The 16,553-nt window shown below is 39.6% G+C and carries 22 protein-coding genes; 7 read left to right on the forward strand and 15 right to left on the reverse strand.

Annotated elements, in window-relative coordinates; translation table 11 throughout:
* Positions 1-4: 4 nt before the first annotated feature.
* From NSS81_RS03640 to NSS81_RS03675, 8 genes are all read right to left on the reverse strand, one after another.
* A complete protein-coding gene (locus NSS81_RS03640) occupies positions 5-826 on the reverse strand; it encodes a purine-nucleoside phosphorylase (RefSeq protein ID WP_342432193.1) in 822 nt (273 codons plus the stop codon).
* Positions 827-839: 13 nt separating this feature from the next.
* Complete coding sequence (deoB, locus tag NSS81_RS03645) at positions 840-2,024, reverse strand: phosphopentomutase (protein WP_342432194.1); 1,185 nt, start codon at positions 2,022-2,024, stop codon at positions 840-842.
* Positions 2,025-2,249: 225 nt separating this feature from the next.
* The gene (gene xerD / locus NSS81_RS03650) at positions 2,250-3,143 is read right to left on the reverse strand and encodes a site-specific tyrosine recombinase XerD (RefSeq protein ID WP_342432195.1); all 894 of its coding nucleotides are present in this window, start codon (positions 3,141-3,143) and stop codon (positions 2,250-2,252) included.
* Positions 3,144-3,148: 5 nt separating this feature from the next.
* The gene (locus NSS81_RS03655) at positions 3,149-3,376 is read right to left on the reverse strand and encodes a YqzK family protein (RefSeq protein WP_342432196.1); all 228 of its coding nucleotides are present in this window, start codon (positions 3,374-3,376) and stop codon (positions 3,149-3,151) included.
* Positions 3,377-3,520: 144 nt separating this feature from the next.
* A complete protein-coding gene (locus NSS81_RS03660) occupies positions 3,521-3,985 on the reverse strand; it encodes a Fur family transcriptional regulator (RefSeq protein ID WP_342432197.1) in 465 nt (154 codons plus the stop codon).
* Positions 3,986-4,094: 109 nt separating this feature from the next.
* Positions 4,095-4,739 (reverse strand): stage II sporulation protein M, encoded by a 645-nt coding sequence (gene spoIIM, locus NSS81_RS03665; protein ID WP_342432198.1) that lies wholly within the window; start codon positions 4,737-4,739, stop codon positions 4,095-4,097.
* A gap of 434 nt (positions 4,740-5,173) precedes the next feature.
* Positions 5,174-6,337, reverse strand: a complete 1,164-nt coding sequence (locus NSS81_RS03670) for an endonuclease Q family protein (RefSeq protein ID WP_342432199.1) — start codon at positions 6,335-6,337, stop codon at positions 5,174-5,176.
* Positions 6,334-6,888 carry an NUDIX hydrolase gene (locus tag NSS81_RS03675; protein WP_342432200.1) on the reverse strand — a complete coding sequence of 185 codons (555 nt, stop codon included), beginning with the start codon at positions 6,886-6,888 and terminating at the stop codon, positions 6,334-6,336. The genes NSS81_RS03670 and NSS81_RS03675 overlap by 4 nt, the downstream gene beginning before the upstream one ends.
* Before the next feature lie 72 nt (positions 6,889-6,960).
* Here NSS81_RS03675 and mciZ point away from each other — a divergent pair, with 72 nt between their 5' ends.
* Together mciZ and NSS81_RS03685 are read left to right on the forward strand one after the other, a co-directional pair.
* Positions 6,961-7,092 (forward strand): Z-ring formation inhibitor MciZ, encoded by a 132-nt coding sequence (mciZ, locus tag NSS81_RS03680; RefSeq protein WP_342432201.1) that lies wholly within the window; start codon positions 6,961-6,963, stop codon positions 7,090-7,092.
* A gap of 62 nt (positions 7,093-7,154) precedes the next feature.
* The gene (locus NSS81_RS03685) at positions 7,155-8,066 is read left to right on the forward strand and encodes an aldo/keto reductase (RefSeq protein ID WP_342432202.1); all 912 of its coding nucleotides are present in this window, start codon (positions 7,155-7,157) and stop codon (positions 8,064-8,066) included.
* 36 nt (positions 8,067-8,102) lie between these two features.
* Here the strand turns inward: NSS81_RS03685 and NSS81_RS03690 are convergent, their stop codons facing one another.
* From NSS81_RS03690 to NSS81_RS03705, 4 genes are all read right to left on the reverse strand, one after another.
* Positions 8,103-8,357: a YqkE family protein gene (locus NSS81_RS03690; RefSeq protein WP_342432203.1), complete on the reverse strand. Its 255-nt coding sequence runs from the start codon at positions 8,355-8,357 to the stop codon at positions 8,103-8,105.
* 146 nt (positions 8,358-8,503) lie between these two features.
* A complete protein-coding gene (locus tag NSS81_RS03695; RefSeq protein WP_342432204.1) occupies positions 8,504-9,160 on the reverse strand; it encodes a CoA transferase subunit B in 657 nt (218 codons plus the stop codon).
* A 24-nt stretch (positions 9,161-9,184) separates the two neighbouring features.
* A complete protein-coding gene (locus tag NSS81_RS03700; protein WP_342432205.1) occupies positions 9,185-9,874 on the reverse strand; it encodes a CoA transferase subunit A in 690 nt (229 codons plus the stop codon).
* 23 nt (positions 9,875-9,897) lie between these two features.
* Positions 9,898-11,085 carry an acetyl-CoA C-acetyltransferase gene (locus NSS81_RS03705; RefSeq protein WP_342432206.1) on the reverse strand — a complete coding sequence of 396 codons (1,188 nt, stop codon included), beginning with the start codon at positions 11,083-11,085 and terminating at the stop codon, positions 9,898-9,900.
* A gap of 146 nt (positions 11,086-11,231) precedes the next feature.
* Between NSS81_RS03705 and NSS81_RS03710 the strand changes: the two genes are divergently transcribed.
* The 3 genes from NSS81_RS03710 to NSS81_RS03720 all read left to right on the forward strand — a co-directional run bounded on the left by NSS81_RS03710 (position 11,232) and on the right by NSS81_RS03720 (position 13,401).
* Entirely contained in the window at positions 11,232-12,137 is a 906-nt protein-coding gene (locus NSS81_RS03710; RefSeq protein WP_342432207.1) for a hydroxymethylglutaryl-CoA lyase, read from the forward strand.
* A 75-nt stretch (positions 12,138-12,212) separates the two neighbouring features.
* On the forward strand, positions 12,213-12,350 hold the full coding sequence (locus NSS81_RS03715; RefSeq protein WP_342432208.1) for a hypothetical protein: 138 nt from the start codon (positions 12,213-12,215) through the stop codon (positions 12,348-12,350).
* A gap of 136 nt (positions 12,351-12,486) precedes the next feature.
* The gene (locus NSS81_RS03720; protein WP_342432209.1) at positions 12,487-13,401 is read left to right on the forward strand and encodes an alpha/beta hydrolase; all 915 of its coding nucleotides are present in this window, start codon (positions 12,487-12,489) and stop codon (positions 13,399-13,401) included.
* 64 nt (positions 13,402-13,465) lie between these two features.
* On the opposite strand, the gene NSS81_RS03725 is transcribed toward NSS81_RS03720, so the two are convergent.
* Positions 13,466-13,798 carry an iron-sulfur cluster biosynthesis family protein gene (locus tag NSS81_RS03725; RefSeq protein ID WP_342432210.1) on the reverse strand — a complete coding sequence of 111 codons (333 nt, stop codon included), beginning with the start codon at positions 13,796-13,798 and terminating at the stop codon, positions 13,466-13,468.
* A gap of 137 nt (positions 13,799-13,935) precedes the next feature.
* Here NSS81_RS03725 and NSS81_RS03730 point away from each other — a divergent pair, with 137 nt between their 5' ends.
* Positions 13,936-14,142, forward strand: a complete 207-nt coding sequence (locus NSS81_RS03730) for a CDGSH iron-sulfur domain-containing protein (protein WP_342432211.1) — start codon at positions 13,936-13,938, stop codon at positions 14,140-14,142.
* Between the two features lie 20 nt (positions 14,143-14,162).
* Here NSS81_RS03730 and NSS81_RS03735 read toward each other — a convergent pair whose 3' ends face one another.
* Positions 14,163-14,519: a YolD-like family protein gene (locus tag NSS81_RS03735; RefSeq protein WP_342432212.1), complete on the reverse strand. Its 357-nt coding sequence runs from the start codon at positions 14,517-14,519 to the stop codon at positions 14,163-14,165.
* Positions 14,520-14,567: 48 nt separating this feature from the next.
* Complete coding sequence (locus NSS81_RS03740; protein ID WP_342432213.1) at positions 14,568-15,827, reverse strand: UV damage repair protein UvrX; 1,260 nt, start codon at positions 15,825-15,827, stop codon at positions 14,568-14,570.
* Between the two features lie 184 nt (positions 15,828-16,011).
* Between NSS81_RS03740 and NSS81_RS03745 the strand changes: the two genes are divergently transcribed.
* Positions 16,012-16,206, forward strand: a complete 195-nt coding sequence (locus tag NSS81_RS03745) for a YqzH family protein (protein ID WP_342432214.1) — start codon at positions 16,012-16,014, stop codon at positions 16,204-16,206.
* The last annotated feature ends 347 nt before the right edge of the window (positions 16,207-16,553 follow it).

Raw genomic sequence — 16,553 nt, forward strand, 5'->3', positions numbered from 1 at the left:
GAAATTAATTCGCGATACTTTTAACTATTTCCTTTATGTATAAAAGGAAATCTGCTTTTACTCTTTCTGTTGTCTCAATAACTTCATCATGGGTTAAAGGCTGATCCAGGATTCCTGCTGCCATATTAGAAATACAGGAAATACCAAGAACCTTCATTCCGCCATGGCGAGCAACAATTACCTCAGGCACTGTTGACATCCCAACAGCATCACCGCCAAGTACTCTTACCATTCTTACTTCTGCAGGTGTTTCATACACAGGTCCAGGATTTCCAAAATAGACCCCTTCTTTTACATTAATGTTTAATTTTGCTGCTATTTCTTTTGCTGCAATCTGCAATTCTCTCGTATATGCCTCAGACATATCTGGGAATCTTACTCCAAGCTTAGAGTCATTAGGGCCAATTAAAGGGTTCGTTCCCATAAAATTAATATGGTCGGTTATAATCATTAAATCGCCTGCCTCAAAGCTTTCATTCACGCCGCCTGCTGCATTGGTCACAATTAACTTACCTACTCCTAGCTCTCTCATAACCCGGACAGGGAAAGTCACCTTATCCATACTATAGCCTTCGTAGTAATGGAATCGGCCTTGCATCGCAACTACTTCTACTCCATTTAGTAAACCAAACACAAGTTGTCCTGCATGGCCTTCCACTGTAGAAATAGGGAAATCTGGAATTTCGTTATAAGGTATTTTAACAGGATTTTCAATTTCATCCGCTAAGACACCTAAACCTGAGCCTAAAATAAGACCGATTGATGGTTGATTTGCATACTTAGTTTTTAAAAAGTCTGCAGCATTTTTAATTTTTTCAGTATTCATAGTCAATCCCCTTCTATTTCATTTCTGCAAGAAAGCTTTTTCCATAATTAGGAAGTTTTACATTGAAGTTATCAGCAACGGCAGCACCAATGTCCGCAAAAGTTTCCCTAATTGGCAGTTTTTTTCCTTCTTGCATTCCTTTTGAATAGACAATCAGCGGTACATATTCACGTGTATGATCCGTTCCAGGTGCAACTGGATCATTTCCATGATCGGCAGTAATAATTAACAGATCATCTTCTTTTAGTTTTGCGAATACTTCTGGCAAACGGGCATCATATTCCTCTAGTGCTTTTCCGTAGCCTTCTGGGTCGCGACGGTGTCCATAAAGGGCATCAAAGTCCACTAGATTTAAAAAGCTTATACCTGTAAAGTCCATATCTAATGTCTCGACTAATTTATCCATTCCATCCATATTAGAGACCGTTCTTAACGACTTTGTAATACCTTCTCCATCATAAATATCGGAGATTTTTCCAATGGCAATTACATCAAAGCCTGAATCTTTTAATTCACTCAATACTGTACGATCAAATGGCTTTAAGGCATAGTCATGACGGTTTGAAGTTCGTTTAAAGTTACCGGGTTTGCCTAAAAATGGTCTAGCAATTACCCGCCCGACCATATATTTTTCATCTAGAGTCAGTTCACGAGCAATTTTACAAATCTTATATTGTTCCTCGATTGGAATAATTTCTTCATGTGCTGCAATTTGAAGGACAGAATCAGCTGAAGTATAAACAATCAGTGCTCCTGTTTTCATGTGCTCTTCCCCAAGCTCGTCAAGAATTTCAGTCCCGCTAGCAGGTTTATTTCCAATAATTTTTCTTCCTGTTCGGTTTTCTAATTCCGTGACAAGCTCTTCAGGGAATCCATCAGGGAAAACACGGAAAGGAGTTTGAATATTTAAGCCCATTATCTCCCAATGCCCAGTCATTGTATCTTTCCCGTTTGAAGCTTCCATCATTTTAGTATAGACAGCTAATGGCTTTTCCGCTTTTTCAATTCCTTTAATTTCACGAATATTGCTTAATCCCAATTTCCCCATGTTAGGCATGTTAAGGCCATTCATTTTTTCAGCAATATGACCCAGTGTGTCTGCACCTAAGTCGCCAAATTTTTCTGCATCAGGCGCTTCACCAATACCAACCGAATCCATGACAACAAGAAAAATTCGTTTATATGTATTTGTAGACATTCGAGCATCCTCCTTTTTCTATACCAACGTTTAAAAATAATAGAAACAATCCACAAGGAATATGATTCCCTCTTTTGATTTTGTTATGAAACTTAATTCTGAAATTACGTCAGAGGTCTGACATCTCTATTTTACTAAATGATTTGAGAAATACAAGAAAAAGCTGCCTGAAATTTAGGCAGCTTTTTGACTTTTTTATCTTTCACAAAAAAATCTACTATTCTATCAGGCCCTTGGATGGAATTTACTATAGACATCCTTTATCCTAGTTTTTGTTACATTTGTATAAATTTGAGTGGTCGAGATATCTGCATGACCAAGCATTTCTTGGACAGCACTTAAATCAGCACCGTTCTCTAAAAGATGTGCAGCAAAAGAGTGTCTCAGTGTATGTGGTGTAAGCTCTTTATCAATTCCCGCCTCTTTTGTTAACCCTTTTAGAATTTTCCAATATCCCTGACGCGTTAATCTTTTCCCTTGATGGTTTAAAAATAACGCATTATCATGATGCTTTGCAGATATAAAATGTGATCTTCCATGTTCGAGATAAAGCTTTACCGCCTCGGTAGCTGTTTTTCCCACTGGTATAATTCGCTCTTTTTTTCCATTACCGTTGACGCGAACATATCCCATTGTTAAATGAACGTTCTCTAAATCAATATTAATTAGTTCAGTGACACGGATCCCCGTAGCATAAAGGAGTTCAAGCATTGCTTTATCTCTTAAACCAAAATGGTCCTGTTTGTTGGTTGTATCTAAAAGTTTTTCTACTTCTTCAAGACTTAAAACTTTAGGTATAGACCTCTGTGACTTCGGCGTTTCAATATGAACCGTTGGATCCTGGGCTACAGCTTTCTCCCTTAATAAAAATTGATGAAAAGCACGAACGGATGCCACATGCCTTGCTAGGGTTTTCGCAGATTTCCCTTGTTCTTTTAAAAAACCAAGAAAATGTACGATATGTATACGCTGCACATCGTCCAATCTGTCAACCGCCTCTACATTCTTCAAATAGCGAAGATAGCTTTTTAAATCCCGCTCATACGACAATAACGTATTTTTAGCTAGTCCTTTTTCTGCGAGCATAAAATGCATAAAGTTTTTTAAATAATCTTCCATGGTTATTACTCCCCATTTAAATAAAACAAAATCAGTCGATCCAACCAGACAGGATTCTCATCATTTTCTGTATTCGAGACCTTTAATGCGGTACCTTCCGGTGCATCATAGCGATGATAGCCTTGGTACTCTTCATTTACCCACATAATACCATAATAAAAGAGTACCGTGCACCCTGTGAATATAATAAAAACCTTTAAGGTTTGCAAAACTATCTTAAAAAATGAGACCATTTCTCTTCCCCCAAACAGACTATACTAGTAAAAGATATGCCAAATTGGTCAAGTTTTATACCTAAAAGTCTGGAAAGAAGCAATTATTTTAATCTCCTTAACAACAAAAAAGCCCTTTTTACTTTGTAAAAAGGACTCACACTATCATTCTGTATTTTCCTCTATATTAACCTTATCCTGACAGCGATAACAGATGCCATGGAAGGTGAGGCGATGATCTTTTATTTTAAAGTTCCATCTGCGTTCAACCACATCTTCCACATCTTCAAGAAGATCTTCTTGTATTTCATCTACAGCCCCGCATTCAATACAAACTAGATGATGATGAAAATGCGCTGCCCCTTCCTGCCGAAGGTCATAACGTGAAACCCCGTCACCAAAGTTAATTTTATCAACTATTTTCAATTCAGTAAGCAATTCTAATGTCCGATAAACCGTTGCTAAACCAATCTCAGGCGATTTTTCTTTAACGAGGAGGTATACATCTTCTGCACTTAAATGATCCTCTTCATTTTCTAGCAAAACACGAACGGTTGCTTCACGTTGAGGTGTTAGTTTATAGCTAGATGAATGCAATTGTTTTTTTATTCTCTCGATTCTAGTTTCCATCCCGAAGTCCTCCCTCGCCAATGCTATTCTCATTATAACAGATGACAAAAGAGATTCAAAATAAAATTATTATAAATAACATTATATATTAATTATTAAATAGTAATAATTATAAAAAAGTTATTCCTAACATTGCATTCATCAGCCATGGGGATAGGTATGCTTCGATACCCGATGCAGCTGAAATAAAGATTATCGCTGCAAGGAATGCAAAAATATAACGCTTAAAAAACGGCAAAATTGGTTCTCCATATTTTTTTAAGAACTGTCTTTTAATCATTCTCAGTGAGAATATTACCGATAAAGCGGCCATTATAATGAAAACGGGAATGATAATCAAATTCTGCGGCATGATGGAGACAAACGCAAGCATAAATCCATTCCACTTCATTTGGCTGACTAGAAATCCAACCGTAAATCCAACAACCATCCCTTTAATAAATAAGAGAATAAGAATAACTGGGAGTCCGATAATGGAGATTCCAAGTATCCAAATCACCCCAATGTATTTACTGTTATGCAGGAAGCTTTGTGTAAATTGGTCATGGTTTTCAGCAACTTTACCATTTGAAATTTGACTAAAGAACTGTGAGAGATAGTAAAATAAATCTTCTTTTTGTGTGATACTCATGCTATTAACGACAATGGCGCCAAAAATCACTCCCATTAAGAACAATATAACTATAAATAAAAAAATCGAGGAATGCTCACGGAAATAACTGGCGACATCGTTTTGGTATAATCGTTTCTTCATCTGCGTTTCCTCCTAATCTCCTGCACCTTAGTTAATACATTTTATGCCTGTCTAGTATTTCTATGACGATTAATTAATGAATTAATAGATTTAAAAGGCTGTGCTATTGTTTAGTTTTGATTTTTGCGAAATCCACTTCGCTTTCCGCGGGCGGTCCGGTGAGCCTCCTCAGCGCCAAAGCGCTTCCGGGGTCTCCCGCAGGAGTCTCGCAGATTTCGCAAAAATCTAATCAAAATCACCCTTCGCCTTTAACACAGCAAATTAAGAAAACCGATAGCATTTGAGCTACCGGTTTTCTTAAAAGTTACAAACATTAATATAAACGTGACCTCTTTTAATTGGTCTTGGTCACGTAGAACCTTCCTAAGTGACCGGTTTTCTCTTTTTGAACTGGTTTCGGTCACGTAGAATCCGCTAGAATTTACCATCAATTTTTAATCAGCAATTTTTCCGTATTTTCCACCGCCGCCTGCTGCGAGGTTAACTGTTCCTTCTCTTGCTTTCAAAATGAGATTGGCAATTTTAGGTGGAACTATCTCACTTAACGCTTCATAGGGGACTTCATGTAGTATGGCCATTTCTGAGCCAAAATGATTTACAAGCTTTTCGAGCAATTTAGGGCCTAAACCAGGAATAAATTCTAGCGGGACCTGATGAACATAGGCTGGACGATTGCCTGGACCTTGCTCCGCTGTTTTCAGTTCAAGAATTCGGTCTGCTACCCCTTTGATGATTTTTTTGTTACCACATTGAGGACAAGCATGGTCGCCCTCACTAGCAGAGTGTAGACACTTTGCACAGACTGTTTTATGGTACTTTCCTAAAAGTGGGTCTAATCCATAGTTAGCAATGATTTTTCTACCCTCTTCACCTTTCAAGGCTTTCCTTAATTCGAGAAAGGTAGGCTCTTCCATCGCTATCACCTGATATTCACGGGCAATTTTTGCTAATGAATGGGCATCGGAATTGGTTACAAAGGTATAATCATGTAATTCTTTTATTTGATCTGCCATCCTGGTATTAGAGCTTAAGCCAAGCTCGATACCGTCGATGAGGTTGGGATCAAAAACTTCTATTAAGGATTTGTTTACACCCTTACCATACAAGCTCTTAAAAGGTGTAAACACATGAGCGGGGATGAAAATCCCATCTAGCTCTTTTACTTTTTTTTGTATTTCAAGGCCCGTCACATAAATCCGCTGTGAACTCAGCTGAACATTTTTTAAATGGTCTGCTAGCCAATTAGAAAACTTTCTCATAATTGAAATCGTTGGAAAATAGCAAAGAACATGGATAGGACCGTTGCATTGTTCATCATAGATTTCTAACTCCGAACCTGGAATGACCGTTAAATCGCCAAATACCAAACCTCCATCGGGATGCTCAAAGATATCACCGCTTGAAACGAGACTTTCCATCTCTAGAATCACTTCTGGAGAATGGCTGTCAATGATTCCTATCATATTTAATCCCTTTTCATGCCTTGCATGCTCGATAATATTTGTAAACGTTAGCGATTTAGCACCAGTGATTTTAACTGGTTTGCCTGTCCATGTTCGACCGATATGAATATGTAGATCTACATAGAATTTTTTCATTTTCCAGCTAACGCCTCTTGTAATTGCAGGTATTGAACAGCGTATACAGTCTTGGCATCATAGATCTTTTGGTCCTTCATATATTGAACTGCTTCAGCCAGCGTTAATTCCTCCATATTAACAAATTCATCTTCGTCCAGAACAGCTGGATCTTTCTTTTTCACTAAACCTTTAGCCACATATAGATGGACAATTTCATCAGCAAATCCTGGTGAAGTATAAAAGGAAATTAGCCATTCAAGACTGGCACATTCATAACCCGTCTCTTCCTCTAGTTCTCTCCGGGCACAAAGAGCAGGCTCCTCGCCTTTTTCCAGTTTTCCAGCAGGAATTTCTACAATTGTACGCTCTAGTGCTTTTCGAAATTGCTCGACCATTACTATTTTATTATCATCGGTGATTGCTAAAATAGCTACAGCACCAGGATGTTTAATAATTTCTCTTTTTGAATGCTTTCCATTTGGAAGCTCAACATCCTTTAGGTGAAGACTAATTATTTTACCTGAAAAAACTTCCTCACTTTTGATTGTTTTTTCTTCAAGGCTACTCATTTTAATCACTCCAGTTCTACCCGATATGTTTACCTCATACATTTTACCATACTTAATTTGGGGGAGTATGGGATGAAGGTATATGTACATGAAAAGGGAATTGTCCTAGTGGGAAAAGGATGGGAAGTTCTTCAGAAACTGAAGGAATACAATAAGGAACATAAGACTGTTGCCGATTGGATAAAAAATATTTCCCGAAAATAACCTCTTCGTTTGTAGTTTGCCCTGTTCTTTAATAAACTTGTCTAAAAGGATGGGGTGATTTTTTGAAAAAAAGAAGATTAGGAAATTCTGATTTAAATGTTACAGAATTAGGATTGGGCTGTATGTCCATTGGAACAGAAGAGAAAGCAGCAAGGGCGATTATTGAAACGGCATTAGAGGAAGGCATCAATTATTTTGATACTGCCGATTTATACGATTTAGGTGAAAATGAAACGATCGTTGGGAGAGCCTTAAAAGATGTTCGCGAGCAGGTAATCATTGCTACAAAAGTTGGCAACCGTTTGTACCAAAATCGTGAAGGATGGTCATGGGATCCATCCAAGGCTTATATTAAGGAACAAGTGAAAGAAAGCCTGAAGCGGCTCGGTACCGATTATATCGATTTATATCAGCTCCATGGCGGTACACTAGATGATCCAATTGATGAGACGATTGAAGCATTTGAAGAATTAAAATCAGAAGGCTTTATTCGCTATTATGGAATCTCATCGATTCGCCCCAATGTTATCCGTGAATTCGCGAGCAAATCTAGTATTGTTTCGGTGATGATGCAATATAGTATTTTAGACCGCCGACCGGAGGAAGTAGCGTTACCACTCCTCCATGAACATGGAATTAGTGTCGTCACCCGAGGCCCTCTTGCAAAAGGACTATTAAGTGATAAAATGCTAGAAAAAGCATCTGAAGAGGGCTATCAAGACTACAGCTTGGCCGAGTTAGCTGGGGTTTTACCATTGTTGAAAGAAAAAGTTGCTTCTTTTCGATCTCTAACGGAAGTAGCTCTTCAGTATAACTTGGCAAATCCTGCTATTGCTTCGGTCATTGCCGGTGCTAGTAATCCAGAACAGATACGGATTAATGCCCGTGCAGTCAGAAGCAATCCATTGATAAGTGAGGAAATTGCCATTATTAAAGAATTGACAAAAGCAAATCTCTACAGCAACCACCGTTGAAAAGGAGAGCCATATTAGCTCTCCTTTTTCATTGCATCATTTAAATTCCTTCCAGTTCATGCCACTCTCGTTTAACAGATCTTCAAACGATTTATTCTTTTCTTTTAATCGGCGCTCTTCCCGTTTCCGTTGTTCTTCTGCTTCTTTTTTCCGTTCCTCTACTGCCTTTAACTCTTCTTGTTGATCTTTTAATTGCTTAAGCAGGTCTGGATTGATGATATCTTTTAGCGTTACCGCTGAATCTTCTCTTTTTGGCTTAGATTGATTTTTTTGTTTCGATTTCTTTTTCATCCTAAACTCCCCCATAATAAGTGTTCCTTACTATTATATCATTTAAGTTGATTTCCGCTCCAATCAACTTAGTTATAGAATTAACAATGACCTTGATCGAGCCAATTCGAAAAAAACAGGCTGCTATAAGCTCAGCCTGTAATCCTTTAATATGCGTCGAGCTCTACGTTATCATTTACCTCCAAGGCTGCCTCTGTTGAGTTGACAACCTCCTCAACGGTAAATCCTTTTGCCACTTCAACAAGCTTTAGGCCCGAATCGGTTACATCCATAACCGCCCGTTCGGTGATGATTCGATGGACGACACCTTTTCCAGTTAAAGGAAGGGTGCATTGTTTTAATATCTTCGATTCGCCCCGTTTGTTTACATGTTCCATAATAACTATTATTCGCTGTGCACCATGGACAAGATCCATAGCACCACCCATGCCTTTAATCATTTTCCCTGGTATCATCCAGTTTGCCAAATCACCCGTTTCAGAAACCTCCATTCCGCCAAGGATGGCCACATTAATATGGCCGCCCCGAATCATCGCAAAGGATTCTGCACTATCAAAATAGGCCGAACCACTTATTGCTGTTACTGTTTCTTTCCCGGCATTAATTAAATCGGGGTCTACCTCTTCCTCTCTAGGGAAAGGACCAATCCCTAGCAAGCCATTCTCTGATTGCAAAACAACCTGTTTATTTTCTGTTATATAGTTTGCGACAAGGGTTGGCATACCAATACCAAGGTTTACATAATATCCGTTTTCTATCTCTTTCTCTGCTCTTATCGCGATTCTCTCTCTAACAGAAACCATTGGCCTTCACTCCTTTCCACAAATCTATTTGCTAACTGTCATTCGCTCAATACGTTTTTCTTGCTCCCCTATGATGATCCTTTGTACATAGATGCTCGGTGTGTGAACAAAATTCGCATCCAGTTCACCAATTTCGCAGAGGGTTTCAACTTCAGCTATCGTTACTTTCCCCGCTGCTGCAATCATTGGATTAAAATTACGTGCGGTTTTGTGATAAACAAGATTCCCCATCTTGTCGCCCTTCCAGGCTCTTACTATACTAAAATCAGCTGTTAGCGATTCTTCTAACAGGTATTCTCTCCCATTAAAAACCTTTGTTTCTTTTCCATCTGCAATAGGTGTTCCAACCCCGGCAGGAGTATAAAATGCGGGTATTCCCGCACCTCCTGCACGTATTTTTTCTGCAAGGGTTCCTTGTGGTGTTAACTCTACTTCTAGTTCACCTGTTAACACCTGTCTCTCAAACTCTTTATTCTCGCCAACATAGGAGCCTATCATTTTTTTTATTTGCTTATTTTTTAAAAGGAGTCCGAGACCCCAGTCATCAATTCCGCAGTTGTTAGAGATAACGGTTAAATCCTTTACCCCTTTATCAACTAACGCTAATATTAGATTTTCGGGAATACCGCACAAGCCAAAGCCTCCAACCATAAGGGTTGCACCATCATGTATATCTTCTACCACTTCTTGGAAGGATGTACAAATCCTCTTCATACTGTTCACTCCTCCTATTAGGCTTATGCTAGCTCTACAACCGTTGCTACACCTTGACCACCGCCAATACAAAGGGTAGCCAATCCTAACCGTGCGTTTCGCCTAGTCATTTCATGAATTAATGTAACAAGAACACGCGCACCACTTGCGCCAATTGGATGACCCAGCGCGATTGCCCCGCCATTAACATTCAATATTTCCTTATTAAAATGAAGTTCGCGGTCTACTGCTAATGACTGTGCCGCGAAGGCTTCGTTTGCCTCAATTAACTCAAGCTCTTCCATTGAAACAGAAGTCTTTTCAAGGACCTTTCTTACCGCTGGTACTGGACCGATTCCCATAATGCTTGGATCCACCCCCGCACTGGCGTTTCCTTTAATTGTTACTAATGGCTTTAACCCGAGTTCATCTGCCTTTTTCCTGCTCATTACCACCAAGGCTGCCGCCCCATCATTGATTCCTGAAGCATTGCCCGCAGTCACACTTCCGCCTTTTTTAAAGGCTGGACGCAGTCCTGCCAGCTTTTCAACGGTTGTTCCTTTTTTCGGATATTCATCTGTATCAAAGACAATCGGTTCACCTTTTCGTTGTGGAATCAAAACGGGAACAATCTCATCTTTAAATTTCCCTGACTCGATTGCCTTAACGGCTTTCTCCTGGCTCCATGCCGAAAATTCATCTTGTTCTTCTCTTGTTAAATCATACTTGTCGCATAAGTTTTCTGCTGTCATTCCCATGTGATAGCCATTAAATGCACAATGCAGTCCGTCTGCAAGCAAGGTATCAATTAATGTTTGATCACCCATTTTAAAGCCATCACGCGCGTTTTTCAAAAGAAATGGTGCTTGACTCATATTCTCCATCCCGCCTGCTACCACGATTTCAGCATCTCCTGCGATAATTGCCTGCGTCGCGAGGTGTACCGCCTTTAAACCGGAACCGCATAATTTATTAATCGTCATTGAGGAAACGCTTTCAGGAATACCTGCACTAATTGCTGCCTGTCTCGCTGGATTTTGACCAAGACCTGCCTGCAAAACGTTTCCAAGAATAACCTCATCGACTTGTTCTGGCTTTACTCCTGCTTGTTCTAGTGCTCCTTTGATTACTGTTGCTCCTAATTCAGGTGCTGATACACCTTTTAAACCACCGTTAAAATTTCCAAGTGCAGTACGTACAGCACTAACAATTACTACTTCTGTTTGACTCATCTTTACCTCTCCCCTTCAATGATTTTTACCATTACTATTTCTAGTAAAAAGACTGTAAACCCTCTAATTTTGTCAATATTTCTATAATTCTTGATTTTTCAATTTCAATACCTCTACAATGAAAGTATGAAGGTTCGAGGGGGAAAATGATGCTTAATTTACCTAATAAAGTAACAATTATTGAGGTTGGTCCACGTGATGGCCTACAAAATGAAAAGAATTTCGTACCTACTGAGTTTAAAAAGCAGTTTATAGCAGGCTTAAGAAGTGCGGGTCTTGAGGAAATGGAGTTAACTTCATTTGTATCACCAAAGTGGGTGCCGCAGATGGGAGATGCTGCGGAAATTGTTGCTGATTGTCTTGAACCAAATACCAGGAACTTTGTGCTAGCACCAAACCGAAAAGGTATTGATCGCATCTATATGTCTGAATGCGAAGCGGTTGCCGTATTTGTAGGTGTCAGTAATAGCTTCAATTTAAAAAATATTAACAAAACTACAAGGGATAGTATGGCGGAACTGAAGCCGATTATATCTGAATTAAAGCAAAAGGATTATTTTGTCCGTGCCTGCATTTCTACTGCCTTTTATTGTCCTTATGAGGGAAAAATGACCGAAAATGATACCATTCAGCTTTGTCGCGAATTTGTTGAAGCCGGTGTGGATGAATTAAGCGTCGCCGATACAATCGGGATGGCATCACCTTCTGAAGCCTATTCTCTCTTTATAACATTAAAAAAGGAATTTCCGAATACGCTGCTAACAGCACACTTCCATGATACTAGAAAGCTTGCACTAGCAAATATTTTAGCCTCACTTCAGGCTGGAATTGACCGCTTTGATTCTTCTGCTGGCGGTCTTGGCGGCTGTCCGTTTGCACCGGGTGCTTCTGGTAATGTGGCCACAGAAGATGTTGTATATATGCTTGAACGAATGGGAATCCCTACCGGCGTTGATCTTAATAAGCTGATGAATGCAATAGAAATTATTCGCCCTCAACTTTCACGGACGATTGATAGCGGCTATTATCGGCTTCATACACAAACGGTATAGATTTTGGCTTGCATAATCAGGCTCCTATTTATGCATCATATTAGGTGAATCCATTTCAAAGGAGTTTGATTATTCATGAGTCAAAAACGGGATAAGGGCTATAGTCAAAAGGGAAAAGATTACGCTGAATCAGCAAGTGGAGGCAAGCGGATGATTTCGGCTGAAGAAGTAGAAAAAGCCATTCACCCAACGAAACGCGAAAATGCTGAATAATAAATGTAACGAGCCGCTAAGTAGAGTTAGCGGCTTTTTTTATGGTAAAATAAGTGACAATAGTAATATACCAAATGTTGGTCGACGATTACTATCACTGACATATGCTATAACAAACACTTCAGGAGGTGTTTTTGTGAGAAGGGCATTACGGGCTGTGTTTATTTCTTTGCTGTTTACATTGTCCTTAAGTATATATTTTACAAACCGAATGATGTATATGAAAAAGAAGGATGAGCAGTTTATTTTAAATCGCGAAAAGGAAGCAGGCAGATTTGATCCGGAACAATTCAAGTCGCTTCCAAAGCGAGAGGTTACGATATCCTCTCCTTTCGGCTACCCCATTAAAGCACTCCTTGTTGAGCCACACCAGTCGAACCGATATATCATCATAGCTCATGGTGTAACGGAAACGAAAATTAACTCCATTAAATATATGAATCTTTTCTTAAAGCTCGGATTTAACGCCATTATTTATGACCACAGACGCCATGGTGAATCTGGCGGGAAAACAACCAGTTTTGGCCATTATGAAAAGTTTGACTTGAAAGCGATTATTGATTGGCTAAGAAACGAGAAGGGTCCAAGTCTCAAGCTTGGTATTCATGGCGAATCCATGGGAGCGGCTACGATGCTGTTGTATGCTGGTATGCTTGAGGATGGAGCAGATTTTTATATTGCTGACTGCCCTTTTTCTGATTTAAAAGAACAACTCACCTATCAGCTTAGAAAAGAATATAAACTGATTCCAAGTTTGTTAATTCCTATTGCGGATCTGATTCTGCGTTTACGGGACAAATATTCAATCCGTCATGTCTCACCTATTTCAGTGATTGAAAATATTAAACATCCTATTTTGTTTATTCATAGTGAAAACGATGATTTTATTTTGCCTTCAATGACGAAGGAGCTATACGAGCAAAAACAAGGACCGAAGATGCTTTATCTTGCTGCGAATGGACGTCATGCCCAGTCTTTTAATGAGAATCCGGAAGATTATATGAGAGTCATTGATGAATTCTTGTTAAAATACATCAATCCTGCTAAGTAAAACGACTAATCTGTGATTTTCGGATTATATCTACAATATAAAAAACCAGACTGTCCATAATGGGTCAGTCTGGTTTTTCTGTTAGTACGAAGCTCATGTAGCCGTTTAGGATTTGTTGCGGACTCTTTAATTGAAAGCAATTAGTTGCCTGAGAAAAATCAATGGTCATTTGTTCATCAAAGAAAACTAGTTTTTCCTTTTCCAGGAAGACCGTTTGATTATTTGTTTCTATACTGATGTCGTTCGTATCCAGCTCTGGTACAAACCACAGGGCAAATACACCACTTACCGCACAGCCGCATCCCTCAATATCGTACTTTAGCTTTAGATAGCCTGCTCGTCCGATTGTTCTCTCACTAATTTTCTCTGCCGCTGCTGCTGTTATTGTAATTTCCATGTTAATGCCCCCTTTTGCTAGCATACAAATTGTATCATATGTTTTTATTGCCGTTTATTTTTTAGCTCTTTCTTGCATTTTCCTCCCCTTCCATTTAATCTCAAAGGTATATATACATTTTTTAAGGGGTGTTGGAGATGTCAAAGATTCAAATCAAAGTAAATGATAATGGTTCACTTCGAATTACAGGCGAGGTGGAATTGATCGATGGTGAAGGCAATGTCTACACAACAAAACCAACATTTTCACTTTGTCGCTGTGGCTTTTCGAATAACAAACCATTTTGTGATGGCTCTCATAAAGGGAAGTTTGAATCCCAGGTTCGAGTTTCTGCAGAAGATTAGGATACAAGAAAGAGCGGCTTTCACTGATGTGAGCCGCTCTTTCTTGTATCCGTTAGCCGAATGTCTATAACATCCCCAATCGGGATCCGATGTGCCTCATCAAAGCGGTCTATGATGCGAAGCCTATGGCCAAGCTCATCCCAGTAGTGGATTTTTCCAATCACGATTTCATACTTATGATTCTGATAGTGGGTAATCGTAACGAACTGGTCAAATTCAAGTGCTTCAGATAAAGTCTCATTCATCAGTTCAAGCTGCTGCTCATCCATTTCCCTCTTTTCTTCGTATCCATCCTCCTTCACCCAATCCCTAAGCATTTTAACATGCTCTGGAAGCATCATTGACGTCCATTTTATCCGTCCGCGGTCACGAATCATACACTTCTACCTCTTTCGATTTTCTTATTGTCTAGCTATAGCGCCCTTTTACCTTTTATGTCCCCCAACAAGTGTGGCTCGATGCTTAGCGGTTCCTGCAGCGGTGTAGGAAACAGCACGCAGCAGCGATCCTGAGCCGTAACGCCTGCGAATAGAATCAACCACATAGCCGAGCTCCCGTCGCTTAGCAGCACCCATGTCAAAAAGATCGAGCTGCAGCTCGTGATCATCGACAATATTCCCGATAGCAATCGATATTTGCCTTACCGTTTTTCCTGTATAGTGTTCATTAAATAATTCAAGACAGACACGGTAAAGCTCCATTGTCACGTTCGTTGGCTGTTTAATGGTTCTTGAGCGCTGAAAGCCGCCGCCAAGTTCATCCTGGCTGTAGCCAACCCCAAGAGTAATGGTCCTTCCCGCTTTCCTGCGTGTTCTCGCTCTCCGGGCAACTTCCTCACACATTTCTAAAATTACATGCTTGATTTCCTCTGCCTCTTTATAATCTCTCAAAAGAATTTGGCTTTTTCCAAAACTGATTTGTCCTTCAATAATTGGTGCTCCCAAATCAGAGAGATCAACTCCCCAGGCATGATAATAAAGCTGATTACCCATGATTCCGAATTTCTTTTCCAGCCGTTCTAAATCATAGCGCGCGAGCTGGCCCACAGTGAAAATGCCCATGCCATTTAATGTTTTTTCAACGCGCCTGCCAATTCCCCACATTTCTCTAAGCGGTGACACATTCCATAGCTTTGTCTGCACATCTTCATATGTCCATTCAGCAATCCCGTGTTTCTTTGCTTCAAGATCGAGACAAAGCTTAGCCAACAGCATATTGGGCCCAATCCCAACTGCACACGGCAATTGAAATTCGCGCTCAATATCATCCTTTATTTTTTGCGCAATAGTTGTAGCATCCCCCCACAGATGACTGGCTCCATCAACTTTAATAAAGCTTTCATCGACGCTATACGTATGAAGTGCTTCTTTCGGTACATAACGATTAAAAACGCGGGTAATTTCTGTAGAAATCCGTAAATAAGTTGCCATTTTTGGTTCAACCACTTGAATGCGCGGATCATCAGGAACCTCGAACAGCCGTGAACCCGTTTTGATGCCAAATTCTTTTTTCATGCGCGGTGAAGCAGCAAGCACGACACTTCCATTCCGGTCTAAATTACCCGCTACAACTAAATAGCAGGTCAAAGGGTCCAGGTCGAGCATGACAGCCGAACAGCTTGCATAGAAGCTCTTCATGTCGACACATAATATTTTATTTTGCGGTAACGCACTGTAATCGACCATGATTTTTTCCTCCGAAAATCAACTTTAAATAACGAACATTCGTTCCTTTTTATTATACTCACTATCTTAAGCGAATATGCGTTCGTATTCAATGGAAATTTTTTGACAGATTTCATGGTTATGGATTTTTTTCAAAATGATAATTTGGAGAAATAAAGTTATACTTGTGGAGAGGTGCACCTTTATGGAGAAAAAACTAATTATAAAAATGATAAAAAATTGTTTTAGACAATATTATTCCGAAGTGGATTTGCTACCAATGAGTGAAAAAGATTTAGAGGAACTTGCCTATCGGATTATCAAAATGAAAACAGAACAGCCAACAGCGGATTTATACGAGGTCATCAATGATACGGTGTATGAGTTTTTAACGGGATAACTATTATTCATTAATATGAAAAACTTGATGGGAAGCTGCAATTGTTATCCTGATGTCGGCTAATTCGGACAGGACAAGCTGGTATTGCTAATCGTTGTCTGAATGAGTGGCTTTTTTGATAACATTAGTCATGAACACTTTATGAGGACCAATTTTTTAATTTTCCTACCAAAGTGGGCTTCATGAACGCTCCATGAGAACCACTTTATCAATTTCCCTTTGAAAGTGGGCTTCATGAACGCTCCATGAGAACCACTTTTTCGATTTCCCTTTGAAAGTGGGCTTCATGAACGCTCCATGAGAACCACTTTATCAATTTCCCTTTGAAAGTGGGCTTCATGAACGCT

The organism is Neobacillus sp. FSL H8-0543 (genome assembly GCF_038592905.1).
Taxonomy (GTDB): Bacteria; Bacillota; Bacilli; order Bacillales; family Cytobacillaceae; genus Neobacillus.